We start from the raw sequence: 14,918 nt of genomic DNA, 5'->3' as shown, positions 1-14,918 counted from the left end.
GGTCACCCCGCGGTCAGTGGCTGGCGCAGGCACTGCCGGCCGCTTGTGGCATCGGCGCGTCGCGGTCGACCCCTGCCGCCTTCACGCGGTCCAGGTAGTCCTGCCAGCAAGCGTCCTGGTTGACCCCCAGGTCATAGAGCATCTCCCACGTGTACAGCCCGGTGTTGTGTCCGTCGTTGAACGAAGGCTGGACCGCATAGTGCCCCACCGGCTCGATGTCGACGATCTCCACCTGCCGCTTGCCGGTCTGCAGCACCTCCTGCCCAGGACCATGTCCGCGCACCTCCGCCGATGGCGAGTACACCCGCAGCAGCTCGTAGGGCAAGCGAAACACGGCGCCGTCACTGAAGCCGATCTCCAGCACACGAGACTGCTGGTGCAGGGTCAGCGCGGTCGGCTGAGGGGGGGAAAGGCGCGACATGGTGAAATCCTTGACTGCAACGGAGTCTCTTCATCGCCGACTGCAGTGCGTTGCGGCACTGCAGCATCGTGAATTGTCCGTTAACTTGTGTGAAATTATGGCGTTATCAACCGATTGATATCGTTCATTTTGATGAACAGATACGACAGACGACACTTGGCGACACTTGCGACACGGACGAATCCTCACACCAGCACCCGCTCGATGCCACCTGCATTGGCGCGCTGCACATAGTCGGGCATCCAGCCCTCGCCGAGGATCTGCCGGGCCATCTCGACCACGATGTAGTCGGCTTCCAGCAGACCGCTCTTCAGGTCGTCGCCATAGCGGCTCAAGCCCTGCAGACAGCTCGGGCATGACGTCAGGATCTTCAGGTCACCCTGCTGCCCCGCTGCCCGCAACTGCGCCTCACCCTTCAGGATCTCCTCTTCCTTGCGGAAGCGGATCTGGGTCGAGATGTCCGGCCGGCTGACACCCAGCGTCCCCGACTCGCCGCAGCAGCGCTTGCTCTCGATGACGTTGTCCCCGAGCAACGCCTTGACCGTCTTCATCGGCTCCTGCAGCTTCATCGGCGTGTGGCAGGGGTCGTGGTAGAGGAAACCGCCCTGCCCTTGCAGCGTGATGCCCTTCTCCAGCAGGTACTCGTGGATGTCGATGATCCGGCAGCCGGGGAAGATCTTGTCGAACTCGTAGCCCTGGAGCTGGTCGTAGCAGGTGCCGCAGCTCACCACCACGGTCTTGATGTCCAGGTAGTTCAGCGTGTTGGCGACCCGGTGGAACAGCACCCGGTTGTCGGTGATGATCTTCTCGGCCTTGTCGAACTGGCCTGAGCCGCGCTGCGGGTAACCGCAGCACAGGTAGCCCGGCGGCAGCACCGTCTGCACCCCCGCATGCCAGAGCATCGCCTGCGTGGCCAGCCCGACCTGCGAGAACAGCCGCTCCGAGCCGCAGCCCGGGAAATAGAACACCGCCTCGGTTTCGGCCGTCGTCTTCTTCGGGTCGCGGATGATCGGGACGTAGTCCTTGTCCTCGATGTCCAGCAGCGCCCGCGCCGTCTTCTTGGGCAGGCCACCCGGCATCTTCTTGTTGATGAAGTGGATCACCTGCTCCTTGATCGGCGCCGGGCCGACCGACGACGGCGGAGCACTCGTCTGCTTCTTCGCGGCGAGTTTCAGCACGTCGTGGGCAAAGCGCTGCGCCTTCATGCCGACACCAACCATCGCCGACCGAGCGAACTTGATCGTCTCCGGGTTGGTCGCGTTGAGCATGAACATGGCGGCCGCGTTGCCCGGCCGGAAGCTCTTCTGGCCCATCTTGCGCAGCAGGTTGCGCATGTTCATCGACACGTCGCCGAAGTCGATCTTCACCGGGCACGGCGACAGGCACTTGTGGCAGACCGTGCAGTGGTCAGCCACGTCCTCGAACTCTTCCCAGTGCTTCAGGCTGATGCCGCGGCGCGTCTGCTCTTCATAGAGGAAGGCCTCGATCAGCAACGAGGTCGCCAGGATCTTGTTGCGCGGTGAGTACAGCAGGTTCGCACGCGGCACATGCGTCGCGCACACGGGCTTGCACTTGCCGCAGCGCAGGCAGTCCTTGATCGACGCCGCGATGTCGCCGATGTCGCTCTGCTGCATGATCAGCGACTCGTGCGTCATCAGCCCGAAGCTCGGCGTGTAGGCCTCGCTCAAGTCGGCCGAGCGGGTGTCGGCGCCGAGGTCGGTCTGGCGGTCCTTCTGGCGCAGCAGCTTGCCCTTGTTGAAGCGGCCTTCCGGATCGACCTTGGCCTTGTAGGTGGCGAAGTTCTTCAGCTCGTCGTCGGTGAGGAATTCGAGCTTGGTGATGCCGATGCCGTGTTCGCCCGAGATCACGCCGTCGAGACTGCGCGCCAGCACCATGATCCGCGCCACGGCCTCGTGCGCCGTCTGCAGCATCTCGTAGTTGTCGCTGTTGACGGGGATGTTGGTGTGGACGTTGCCGTCACCGGCGTGCATGTGCAGCGCCACCCAGACCCGCCCGCGCAGCACCTCCTTGTGGAGGCGCTTGCACTCGTCGATCACCGGGGCGAAGGCGCTGCCGGCGAAGATCTGCTGCTGGAACGGCTTCAAGAGCTGCGTCTTCCACGACGCCCGCAGGCTGCCGTCCTGGATCTGGTCGAAGAAGCTGCGGCCGGCGGCACCGTCCAGGCCCGGCGGCTGGACGGTGTCGAGGCCGTCCTTCCACTCCTGCCACTGCGCACGCACCTCGCGGATGCGCATCAGCGCCTGCTGCACGCGGTCGCCGAGCAGCTCGGCGCTCGGGATCTCGCTGGCGTCGTCGGTCTTGCCCAGCGGCAGGCTGCCGGCCGAGAAGAACGCCTCCAGCCGATCGACCAGCGCGAGCTTGTTGCGCAGCGACAGCTCGACGTTGATGCGCTCGATGCCCAGCGTGTACTCGCCCATGCGCTCCAGCGGGATCACCACGTCCTCGTTCACCTTGAAGGCGTTGGTGTGCTTGCTGATGGCGGCCGTGCGCTTGCGGTCGAGCCAGAACTTCTTGCGCGCATCGGCGCTGATGGCCACGAAGCCTTCGCCCGAGCGGCCATTGGCCAGCCGGATCACCTCGCTGGTGGCACGCGCCACGGCGTCCGCATCGTCGCCGACGATGTCACCGATCAGCACCATCTTCGGGAACCCGCCGCGCTTGCTCTTGGTCGCGTAGCCGACCGCCTTGAGGTAGCGGTCGTCCAGATGCTCCAGCCCGGCCAGGATCGCCCCGCCCGGCTTCTTCATCTCGGCGAACATGAAGTCCTTGATCTCGACGATCGAGGGCACGCACTGGATCGGGTTGCCGAAGAACTCCAGGCAGACGGTGCGCACCTGCGACGGCATGCGGTGGACCACCCAGCGCGCCGAGGTGATCAGGCCGTCACAGCCCTCCTTCTGGATCCCAGGCAGGCCGGCGAGGAACTTGTCGGTGACGTCCTTGCCGAGGCCTTCCTTGCGGAACGTGCGGCCGGGAATGTCGAGGCGTTCGGTGCGCTCCAGCGTCTTGCCGGTCGCGTCGTAGTAGTTCAGCTCGAAGCTGGCGACCTCGACGTCGTGGATCTTGCCCAGGTTGTGGTTCAGGCGGATGACTTCGAGCCACTTGGCCTCGGGCGTCACCATCTTCCACGAGGCGAGGTTGTCGAGCGCCGTGCCCCACAGCACGGCCTTCTTGCCGCCCGCGTTCATCGCAATGTTGCCGCCGATGCACGAGGCTTCCGCCGACGTGGGATCGACCGCGAAGACGAAGCCAGCGCGCTCGGCCGCATCCGACACGCGCTGCGTCACGACGCCCGCGCCAGTCCAGACGGTGGCGACCTTGTGCGCCACGCCCGGCAGGTCGACCATCTCGACCTCGGTCATCTGCTCCAGCTTCTCGGTGTTGATGACCGCGCTCTTCCACGTCAGCGGCACGGCGCCGCCGGTGTAGCCGGTGCCGCCACCACGCGGGATGATCGTCAGGCCCAGCTCGACGCAGCCGGCCACCAGCGCGGCCATCTCCGCCTCGGTGTCCGGTGTCAGCACGACAAACGGGTACTCGACGCGCCAGTCGGTCGCGTCGGTCACATGCGAGACACGGCTCAGGCCGTCGAACTTCAGGTTGTCCGAGCGCGTGTGGCGGCCCAGCACCTTCTTCGTGCGCTGGCGCAGGTCGTGGACCAGCCGGAAGCGCTCGCCAAAACGCTCGACCGCCGCGCGCGCCATCACCATCAGCTCGCCCACCAGCGCGTCACGCCCGGCGTCGGCGCCCGGCGTGCGGCGCTTGTCGACCTCGGCCAGCCGGTGGTGCAGCGCGTCGATCAGCATCTGACGCCGCTTCGGGTTGTCGATCAGGTCGTCTTCGAGGTAGGGGTTGCGCTGCACGACCCAGATGTCGCCCAGCACTTCGTAGAGCATGCGCGCCGAGCGGCCGGTGCGGCGCTCGTCGCGCAGCAGGCTGGCGAGTTCCCAGGCCCGGGAACCGAGCAGCCGGATGATGATCTCGCGGTCGGAGAACGAGGTGTAGTTGTACGGAATCTCGCGCAGACGAGGTTCGGCGTGCGCCGTGTCCATCAGGGCAACAGGCATCTGGGTGAGCGGATTCAGGGGAAGCGGTGCGTTCATGTGGCCGCAAAAGCAGCAGCACGCGGGGCGCGCGCAGAGCCCGCAATGCTACCGCAGCGGCCATTTCAGCCGACGTACAAGTGCTTTGGCCCGTTGACAAGTGTTGTTTGTACCAAACCGCATCCGCTGACACGGCGCAACGCTGCGGCCATCCGGATGCGGCAGACTGCAGACTTCGCCCGTGCTGGAGTGCCCCCCATGAGTCCGAACCGTACCCTGCCGAACGACGTCGACGCAGCACCCCCGATGCCGGATCCGGACACGGCCACACCCTGGCCCTACCCGCGCTGGATCGCCCACCGCGGCGCCGGCCGGCTCGCCCCCGAGAACACGCTGGCCGCCTTCCGTGCTGGCGCAGCGCTGGGCTGGCGGGCGTTCGAATGCGACGTCAAGCTGAGCGCGGACGGCGTGCCCTTCCTGCTGCACGACGACACCCTGGAGCGCACCACCGACGCCGCCGGCAGCGCGGGTGACCTGAACTGGGGGGAGCTGTCCCGGCTCGATGCGGGCAGCTGGCACAGCCGGGTCCACGCTGGAGAACCCCCACCCAGTCTGGACGCCGTCGCCGCGTTCTGCCTGCGCAACGGACACCTGCTCAATCTGGAACTCAAGCCCGTGCCCGGAGAGGAAGAGCGCACTGGACAGGTGGTCGCCAAGACCGTCCGCCAGCGCTGGGGCGAAGCGGTGCGTGACGGCCTGAGCGTGTGGCCGCTGCTCAGCTCCTTCGAGCCCCGCACCCTGGCCGCCGCGCACGAGGCCGTGCCCGAACTGCCGCGAGCCCTGCTGCTGGACGCCCTGACGCCGGACTGTTTCGACATCGCCGAGCGCCTGGACTGTGTGGCGGTGGTCCTCGAAGAGTCTCTGGTCACGGAAGACCTCGTGCGCACGCTGCACCACGACGGACTGCGGGTGCTGGCCTACACGGTCAACGACGCCAGCCGTGCCGAACTGCTGCTCGATCTCGGGCTGGACGGCCTCATCACGGACGCGGTCGATCGCTTCGTGCCCGGCATCTGATCCTGACACTCAAGGCTGACCGACCGCACGCCGATATCGACGACAACCGCGCTCCCGGTGCTAAGGCGCCGCGGGCGACGCCTGCTCCTCGATCTCGCGTTCCGTCGAAAGGCCTCCCATGCCCGCCTCCAAGTCTGCCGCTGCGTCGCCAGCCGCCCGTGCAAGTTCCAGTCACAGCGATGCGGCACACCGCCAGGAGCCACCCACGCTGAACGTGCACTACGTGCCCGCCCGGATGCCGGCCGGTGTGGTGACCGGGCTGTGGGGGGGAGCCGTGCGGCGGGAAGACGACGGCAGCACCACCCCGCTCAAGCTCGGCGATGTGGTGCGCAAGGGAGATGTGCTGCTCACCGAACAGCGCGGCATCGTGCAGCTGACAGTCGATGGCAAGCAGTTCCTGACCACCGGAGATCCTGAACTCGACAAGCTGGTCGCGCGACTGGACGACGGCGAACTGGACTTCGTGACCGGCGCCGGCGGCGAGGGTGGCGAGGGCTCGCTGCAGGCGGGACTCATCGTGGACCGGGTCATCGAAGTGGTCTCCCCGCAAGAGTACCAATACGCATACGACCAGTACCGGCAAGGCGCGGACCTGTTCCAGGGCGCCTCAGGCCAGACGGCGCGACCGGTCTTCGAAGAGGCGGACATCGTGGTCAGTCTGGACGGACCGACCAATGTGATCGAAGGCCAGACAGCGGCCAACTACACCGTCACCTTGAGCAACCCGGCGCCGGTCGACGTGACCGTGACACTCGCCTATGCCGGTGTCGCCACCGCCGGCCAGGACTTCACCCCGGTCCTCTCGGTCACGGTCCCGGCTGGCCAGACATCGGTTCGATTCGACATTCCCACCCTCGACGACGCCCTGGCCGAGGGGTCGGAACCGTTCACCGCGACCATCGTCAGCGTGTCAGGCCACAACGCCGCGATCGTCAGCATCGACCCGGAGCGCGCCAGCGTCACCACGACCATCACCGATGACGCCGGCCCTTCAGGCCCTGGCACCCCGGGCGCCGAGGACACCTGCCTCGTCTCGATCACAGGCCCCGACTCCGTCGTCGAAGGCGAGGTCGCCACCGGCTACACCGTCTCGCTCAGCCAGCCCGCAGTCACCGATGTCGTCGTCAAGCTGACCTATTCCGGCACCGCCACTGACGGCTCCGACTACACCGCTGTCACCTCCGTCACCATTCCGGCTGGCCAATCCTCTGCGACCTTCGATATAGCCACCATCGACGACGCGCTCGCCGAAGGCTCCGAATCCTTCACCGTCTCGCTCGGCGAGATCACCGGTGGCGGCTTCGAGCAGATCGCCGGCGATCCTGGCAAGGCGACGATCACGACGACCATCACCGATGACGCCGGCCCTTCAGGCCCTGGCACGCCAGGCGCCGAGGACACCTGCCTCGTCTCGATCTCCGGCCCCGACTCCGTCGTCGAAGGCGAGGTCGCCACCGGCTACACCGTCTCCCTCAGCCAGCCTGCGGTCACTGACGTCGTCGTCAAGCTGACCTATTCCGGCACCGCCACTGACGGCTCCGACTACACCGCCGTCACCTCCGTCACCATCCCCGCGGGTCAGTCTTCTGCAACCTTCGACATCGCGACGATCGACGATGCACTCGCCGAGGACTCCGAGTCCTTCACCGTCTCGCTCGGCGAGATCACCGGTGGCGGCTTTGAAGCCATCGCGGGCGACCCTGCCAAGGCGACAGTCACCACCTCGATCACCGATGACGCCGGCCCTTCAGACCCTGGCACCCCCGGCGCCGAGGACACCTGCCTCGTCTCCATCTCCGGCCCCGACTCCGTCGTCGAAGGCGAGACCGCCCCCGGCTACACCGTGTCCTTGAGTCAACCGGCCGTCACCGATGTCGTCGTCAAGCTGACCTATTCCGGTACCGCCACCGACGGCTCCGACTTCACCGCTGTCACCTCGGTCACCATCCCGGCTGGTCAGTCGTCCGCGACCTTCGACATCGCGACGATCGACGATGCACTCGCCGAGGGTACCGAGTCCTTCACCGTCTCGCTCGGCGAGATCACTGGTGGCGGCTTTGAAGCCATCGCGGGCGATCCTGGCAAGGCGACAGTCACCACCTCGATCACCGATGACGCCGGCCCTTCAGGCCCTGGCACCCCCGGCACCGAGGACACCTGCCTCGTCTCGATCTCCGGCCCCGACTCCGTCGTCGAAGGCGAAGTCGCCCCCGGCTACATCGTGTCCTTGAGTCAACCGGCCGTCACCGATGTCATCGTCAAGCTGACCTATTCCGGCACCGCCACCGACGGCTCCGACTACACCGCCGTCACCTCCGTCACCATCCCGGCCGGTCAGTCGTCCGCGACCTTCGACCTCGCCACCATTGACGACGCCCTGGCCGAAGGCACGGAAGCCATCACCGTCTCGCTCGGCGAGATCACCGGTGGCGGCTTCGAGGCAATTGCCGGCGATCCGGCCAAGGCCTCGGTCACTACCTCGCTGACCGATGACACCGGGCCGAAGGGCCCCGAGGACACCTGCTTCGTCTCCATCACTGGCCCCGACTCCGTCGTCGAAGGCGAGGTCGCCCCCGGCTACACCGTCTCCCTCAGCCAGCCTGCGGTCACTGACGTCGTCGTCAAGCTGACCTATTCCGGCACCGCCACTGACGGCTCCGACTACACCGCTGTCACCTCCGTCACCATTCCGGCTGGTCAGTCGTCCGCGACCTTCGACCTCGCCACCATCGACGACGCGCTCGCCGAAGGCTCCGAATCCTTCACCGTCTCGCTCGGCGAGATCACCGGTGGCGGCTTTGAGGTCATCGCAGGCGATCCTGGCAAGGCGACGATCACGACGACCATCACCGATGACGCCGGCCCTTCAGGCCCTGGCACGCCAGGCGCCGAGGACACCTGCCTCGTCTCGATATCCGGCCCCGACTCCGTCGTCGAAGGCGAGGTCGCCCTCGGCTACACCGTCTCCCTCAGCCAGCCTGCGGTCACTGACGTCGTCGTCAAGCTGACCTATTCCGGCACCGCCACCGACGGCTCCGACTTCACCGCTGTCACCTCGGTCACCATCCCGGCTGGTCAGTCGTCCGCGACCTTCGACATCGCCACGATCGACGACGCGCTCGTCGAGAGTCCCGAGACGCTCACCATCTCGCTCGGTGAGATCACCGGTGGTGGCTTCGAGCAGATCGCGGGTGATCCCGCTAAAGCGTCCATCACCACCTCGCTCACGGACGACACCGGACCGAAGGGCCTGGAGGACACCTGCCTCGTCTCCATCACCGGCCCCGACTCCGTCGTCGAAGGCGAGACCGCGCCTGGCTACACCGTCTCGCTCAGCCAGCCCGCGGTCACCGACGTCGTCGTCAAGCTGACCTATTCCGGCACCGCCACCGACGGCTCCGACTTCACCGCTGTCACCTCGGTCACCATCCCGGCTGGTCAGTCGTCCGCGACCTTCGACATCGCCACGATCGACGACGCGCTCGTCGAGAGTCCCGAGACGCTCACCATCTCGCTCGGTGAGATCACCGGTGGTGGCTTCGAGCAGATCGCGGGTGATCCCGCTAAAGCGTCCATCACCACCTCGCTCACGGACGACACCGGACCGAAGGGCCTGGAGGACACCTGCCTCGTCTCCATCACCGGCCCGGGCTCCGTCATCGAAGGTGAAGTCGCCCCCGGCTACACCGTGTCCTTGAGTCAACCGGCCGTCACCGACGTCGTCGTCAAGCTGACCTATTCCGGCACCGCCACCGACGGCTCCGACTTCACCGCTGTCACCTCGGTCACCATCCCGGCTGGTCAGTCGTCCGCGACCTTCGACCTCGCCACGATCGACGACGCGCTCGCCGAGAGTCCCGAGACGCTCACCATCTCGCTCGGCGAGATCACCGGCGGTGGCTTCGAGCAGATCGCGGGTGATCCCGCTAAAGCGTCCATCACCACCTCGCTCACGGACGACACCGGACCGAAGGGCCCCGAGGACACCTGCTTCGTCTCGATCTCCGGCCCCGACTCCGTCGTCGAAGGCGAGACCGCGCCTGGCTACACCGTCTCCCTCAGCCAGCCTGCGGTCACTGACGTCGTCGTCAAGCTGACCTATTCCGGCACCGCCACCGGCGGCTCCGACTACACCGCTGTCACCTCCGTCACCATTCCGGCTGGTCAGTCTTCTGCAACCTTCGACATCGCGACGATCGACGATGCACTCGCCGAGGGCTCCGAGTCCTTCACCGTCTCGCTCGGCGAGATCACCGGTGGTGGCTTTGAGGCAATTGCCGGCGACCCGGCCAAGGCCTCGGTCACTACCTCGCTGACCGATGACACCGGGCCTAAGGGTCCAGAGGACACCTGCTTCGTCTCGATCACAGGCCCCGACTCCGTCGTCGAAGGCGAGGTCGCCCCCGGCTACACCGTCTCGCTCAGCCAGCCCGCAGTCACCGACGTCGTCGTCAAGCTGACCTATTCCGGCACCGCCACCGACGGCTCCGACTACACCTCTGTCACCTCCGTCACCATTCCGGCCGGTCAGTCGTCCGCGACCTTCGACATCGCGACGATCGACGACGCGCTCGCCGAAGGCACAGAGGCCATCACCATCTCGCTCGGAGAGATCACCGGCGGCGGCTTTGAAGCCATCGCGGGCGACCCTGCCAAGGCGACAGTCACCACCTCGATCACCGATGACGCTGGCCCTTCAGGCCCTGGCACGCCAGGCGCCGAGGACACCTGCCTCGTCTCCATCACCGGCCCTGGTTCCGTCGTCGAAGGCGAGGTCGCCACCGGCTACACCGTGTCCTTGAGTCAACCGGCCGTCACCGATGTCGTCGTCAAGCTGACCTATTCCGGCACCGCCACCGACGGCTCCGACTACACCGCCGTCACCTCCGTCACCATTACGGCTGGTGAATCCTCTGCGACCTTCGACATCGCCACCATCGACGACGCCCTGGCCGAGAGTCCCGAGACGCTCACCATCTCGCTCGGCGAGATCACCGGTGGCGGCTTCGAGGCAATTGCCGGCGATCCAGCCAAGGTCTCGGTCACCACCTCGCTCACCGATGACACTGGGCCGAAGGGCCCTGAGGACACCTGCTTCGTCTCGATCTCCGGCCCCGACTCCGTCGTCGAAGGCGAGACCGCGCCTGGCTACACCGTCTCCCTCAGCCAGCCTGCGGTCACTGACGTCGTCGTCAAGCTGACCTATTCCGGCACCGCCACCGACGGCTCTGACTACACCGCCGTCACCTCCGTCACCATCCCGGCCGGTCAGTCGTCCGCGACCTTCGACCTCGCCACCATTGACGACGCCCTGGCCGAAGGCACGGAAGCCATCACCGTCTCGCTCGGCGAGATCACCGGTGGCGGCTTCGAGGCAATTGCCGGCGATCCAGCCAAGGCCTCGGTCACTACCTCGCTCACCGATGACACTGGGCCGAAGGGCCCCGAGGACACCTGCCTCGTCTCGATCTCCGGCCCGGGCTCCGTCATCGAAGGTGAAGTCGCCTCCGGCTACACCGTGTCCTTGAGCCAGCCAGCCGTCACCGATGTCGTCGTCAAGCTGACCTACTCCGGCACAGCCACCGACGGTTCGGACTACACCGCCATCACTTCGATCACCATCCCGGCGGGTCAGTCGTCCGCGACCTTCGACATCGCGACGATCGACGATGCACTCGCCGAGGGTACCGAGTCCTTCACCGTCTCGCTCGGCGAGATCACCGGTGGCGGCTTCGAGCAGATCGCGGGCGACCCGGCCAAGGCGGCCATCACCACAACCCTGAGCGACGACACCGGCCCCAAGGGTCCGGAGGACACTTGCCTGGTTTCCATCACCGGCCCCGGCACGGTCGTCGAGGGCGAGATCGCCTCGGGCTACACGGTGACGCTGTCGCAGGCATCCACCAGCAGCGTCACGGTGGAGCTGCGCTACTCGGGAACGGCCGAGAGCGGCATCGACTTCACCAAGGTGGCGACGGTCACGATTCCGCCTGGGGTGACGTCCTACAGCTTCGGCATCTCGACCACGGACGATGCGCTGGCCGAGGGCACCGAGCAGTTCGACGTCACGCTGGGCGCCATCACTGGCGGGTCGTTCGAGGCAATCGTGGCCGATCCGGCGCAGACCACGGTCTCGACCTGCATCCTCGATGACACCGGTCCGCTGGCGCCCAACGGCCCAGGCACACCCGGCGAGGCGGACCGGGTGCTGGTGTCGATCACAGGCCCGGAGTCGGTGATCGAGGGCGAAACCTCGGGCGCCTATGTGGTGTCGCTGAGCCAGCCGGCGGCGGCCGATGTCGTGGTGCGCCTCGTCTACTCCGGCACGGCCGCCGATGGCGTCGACTACGTCCGGACCAGTTCCGTGACGATTGCCGCAGGCCAGTCCTCCACCACCTTCCACCTGGCCACTGTCGACGACGCACTCGCCGAGGGCACGGAAACCATCACCGTGGCGCTGGGACCGATCTCGGGCGGCGGCTTCGAGGAGATCGCCGGCGATCCGGCCAAGGCCTCGGTGACCACGCTGCTGCACGACGACAGCGGCCCGCAAGCCCCCGGCGGTGGCCAGCCGCCCGACGGAAACGACACCGTGCTGGTGTCGCTGACCGGACCGGACACGGTCCTCGAAGGCGAGACGGCGAGCGGGTACACGGTCACGCTGTCCCAGGCCGCCCTGAGCGATGTGCAGATCACCTTGACCTACTCCGGCACCGCCACAGCAGGGGCCGATTACACGCAAGTCCTGTCGGTCACGGTGCCCGCGGGCCAGACCTCGGTGCGCTTCGACCTGCCGACACGCGATGACGCGCTGGCCGAAGGGAATGAAACCCTCATCGTGGCACTGGACACCATCACCGGCGGCGGCTTCGAGGCCGTGCTGGCGAATCCGCTGGCCACGTCGGTCACCACCAGCCTGGTCGACGATGTCGGTCCCGGCGGCGCCAAGCCCGGGGCGGAGGACACCGTGCAGGTGTCGCTCACGGGCCCCGGGCAGGTGCTGGAAGGCGAGATCGCCACGGGCTACACCATCTCGCTGTCACAGGCCGCGGTCACCGATGTGGTGGTCAAGCTCAACTACTCGGGCACCGCCACCGACGGCTCGGACTACACCCGCGTGGCCACCGTGACGATCCCGGCGGGGCAGACCAGCGCACGCTTCGACATCGCCACCCTGCCGGACGGGGCAGCAGAAGGCGCCGAGACCTACACCGTCGCACTCGGGGCCATCTCGGGCGGCGGCTTCGAGGAGATCCGCGGCAACCCGGCCGCCTACTCGGTGACCACGACCATCACCGACACCGCCCATGCGCCGACACCATTGGCCGACCAGGGTGTGGCCCGCGAAGACACCCCCGTGAGCGGCAATGTCCTCGACAACGACCGCGATCCGGATGGCGACCCGCTGAGCGTCACCGGCTTCACCTGGGGCGACATCGCCCACCCCGTCGGCACGACCGCCACGCTGCCCGGCATCGGCACGCTCGTGGTGGAGCCGGATGGCCGCTACACCTTCCAGCCAGCCAAGGACTACACCGGCCCGGTGCCGGAGGTGTCGTGCGTCATCAGCGATGGTGCCCTCACCTCGGTGTCCACCCTGACCCTGTCGATCACCCCGGTCAATGACGCCCCCACGCTGCGCGGCGGCTCCGCCACGCTCAGCGAGGAAGGACTCGCGGGAGGCCTCCCCGACTCCGCCACCGAAACCCGCGCCACCCAGGCCACCGGCACGCTGCAGTTCAGCGATGTCGACAGCCCCAGCCTGCGCTTCACGCTGGAGGCCCCCACCGGCCTCTACGCCAGCGGCGGCAAGGCGCTGGTGTGGAGCGGCGACGGCTCGGCCGAACACCCGCTGCTCGGCACCGCCGGCGGCCAGGTGGTCCTGCGCGCCACCATCGACGGCCAGGGCCGCTACACCGTCGAGCTGCAAGGCCCGCTCGACCACCCGGTGCGCAACACCGAGGACACCCTCACGCTCTCGCTGGGCGTCCAGGTCAGCGACGGGGAGTCCAGCAGCATGGCCACCCTTGATGTCACCGTGCGCGACGACTCGCCGACACCGTTCTGCACCACCCGCTGCGCGGATCTGCATGTCGTGCAGAACAACCTGCTGATCACGCTGGACGTGTCCGGCTCGATGGGCACCCGCGACGGCGTCAACGGCGAAACCCGCCTGCAAAGTGCCATCAAGTCCATCACCAAGCTGATCGACTCCTATGACCAGCAAGGCGAGGTGGCGGTCCGGCTGGTCACCTTCTCCACGAGTGCGTCGGAGCGCGGGGACCAGTGGATGAGCGTGGCCCAGGCCAAGTCCACGCTCGCGGCCTTGAGTGCGGGAGGCAACACCAACTATGACGCGGCGCTGGATACCGCACGGGGCGCCTTCACGGACAGCGGTCGCCTGGACGGCGGGCACAACGTGGCCTACTTCTTCTCGGATGGGCGCCCCAACCTGCCAACCCAGGATGTCGGGATCGATGCCGGCGAAGCCAAGGTCTGGCAGGACTTCCTGAACCAGCACGACATCCAGTCCTACGCCATCGGGCTGGGCCGGGACGTGCCGGTGTCGGCGCTGGATCCGGTGGCATGGAACGGTGTCACCGGCACCGATGATCTGTCGCCGCTGCTGGTGAGCAGTTTCACCCAACTGGACGCAGTGCTCGCCCACACGGTGGCGCCGGCGGTGTCGGGCGAGGTGGTCGACGGTGGCCTGAAATCCATCACCGGCGCCGACGGTGGTCACCTGAGCGACATCGTCGTCAACGGCGTGCACCATCCCTGGGATCCGGCCACGAGCGCCTCCGACACGGTCAGCATCAAGACTGCCGCTGGCGGCGAGTTCACTTTCAACATGGAGACCGGCCACTACACCTACCAGGGACCGGTCGGGACACGCCCCGACTACCAGGAGGTGCTGCAGTTCACCGTCACCGATGGCGATGGCGACAGCCGCAGCGGCCAGATGACGCTGAAGGTCAATGCCGATGGCAGCAGCGCATTCGATGGCTACTGCGCACCCGCTGCACCGACCTCGTCGACATGTCTCAGCGGCGGCGTGCTGTCATGGACCCTGGCGGACCACTCGGGCGACAGCAAGAGCGGTCAGGACAGCCAGTGCACCACCACGAACCTGCAACTCGGCGACGTGCTGGGCAGCGGCAGCCACGACACGCTGACCAGCTGGAGTGGATCGGGCTGTGCGCCGTCGTCGGGCAGCAGCACCTCGTCAGGGGGGGACACGTGTCTGGGCGGCAGCACGGTCGACCTGCAGCTCGCGCAGACGCTGATCAAGCAGACCGCCGACACGCTGCAGAACTGCTGAACTACTGAGCAGCCCGCAGGAGCGCCGACGGCCG

The 14,918-nt window shown here is 67.1% G+C and carries 4 protein-coding genes; 2 read left to right on the top strand and 2 right to left on the bottom strand.

The features are described from left to right. Positions 1 to 13: 13 nt before the first annotated feature. Entirely contained in the window at positions 14 to 421 is a 408-nt protein-coding gene (locus U5O44_RS14900) for a gamma-butyrobetaine hydroxylase family protein (protein ID WP_322589233.1), read from the bottom strand. Positions 422 to 606: 185 nt separating this feature from the next. Next, complete coding sequence (locus tag U5O44_RS14895; RefSeq protein ID WP_416222184.1) at positions 607 to 4,545, bottom strand: DUF3683 domain-containing protein; 3,939 nt, start codon at positions 4,543 to 4,545, stop codon at positions 607 to 609. A gap of 246 nt (positions 4,546 to 4,791) precedes the next feature. Here U5O44_RS14895 and ugpQ point away from each other — a divergent pair, with 246 nt between their 5' ends. Both ugpQ and U5O44_RS14885 read left to right on the top strand, forming a co-directional pair. Beyond that, positions 4,792 to 5,562, top strand: coding sequence for a glycerophosphodiester phosphodiesterase (gene ugpQ, locus U5O44_RS14890; RefSeq protein WP_322590502.1), 771 nt, complete (start codon positions 4,792 to 4,794; stop codon positions 5,560 to 5,562). A 118-nt stretch (positions 5,563 to 5,680) separates the two neighbouring features. Next, a complete protein-coding gene (locus U5O44_RS14885) occupies positions 5,681 to 14,884 on the top strand; it encodes an immunoglobulin-like domain-containing protein (protein WP_322589231.1) in 9,204 nt (3,067 codons plus the stop codon). Positions 14,885 to 14,918: the final 34 nt, after the last annotated feature.

The sequence above is a fragment of the Sphaerotilus sp. genome (genome assembly GCF_034519685.1).
In the GTDB taxonomy this organism is placed as follows: Bacteria; Pseudomonadota; Gammaproteobacteria; order Burkholderiales; family Burkholderiaceae_C; genus Sphaerotilus.
This window is presented reverse-complemented; position numbering and strand designations above follow the sequence as displayed.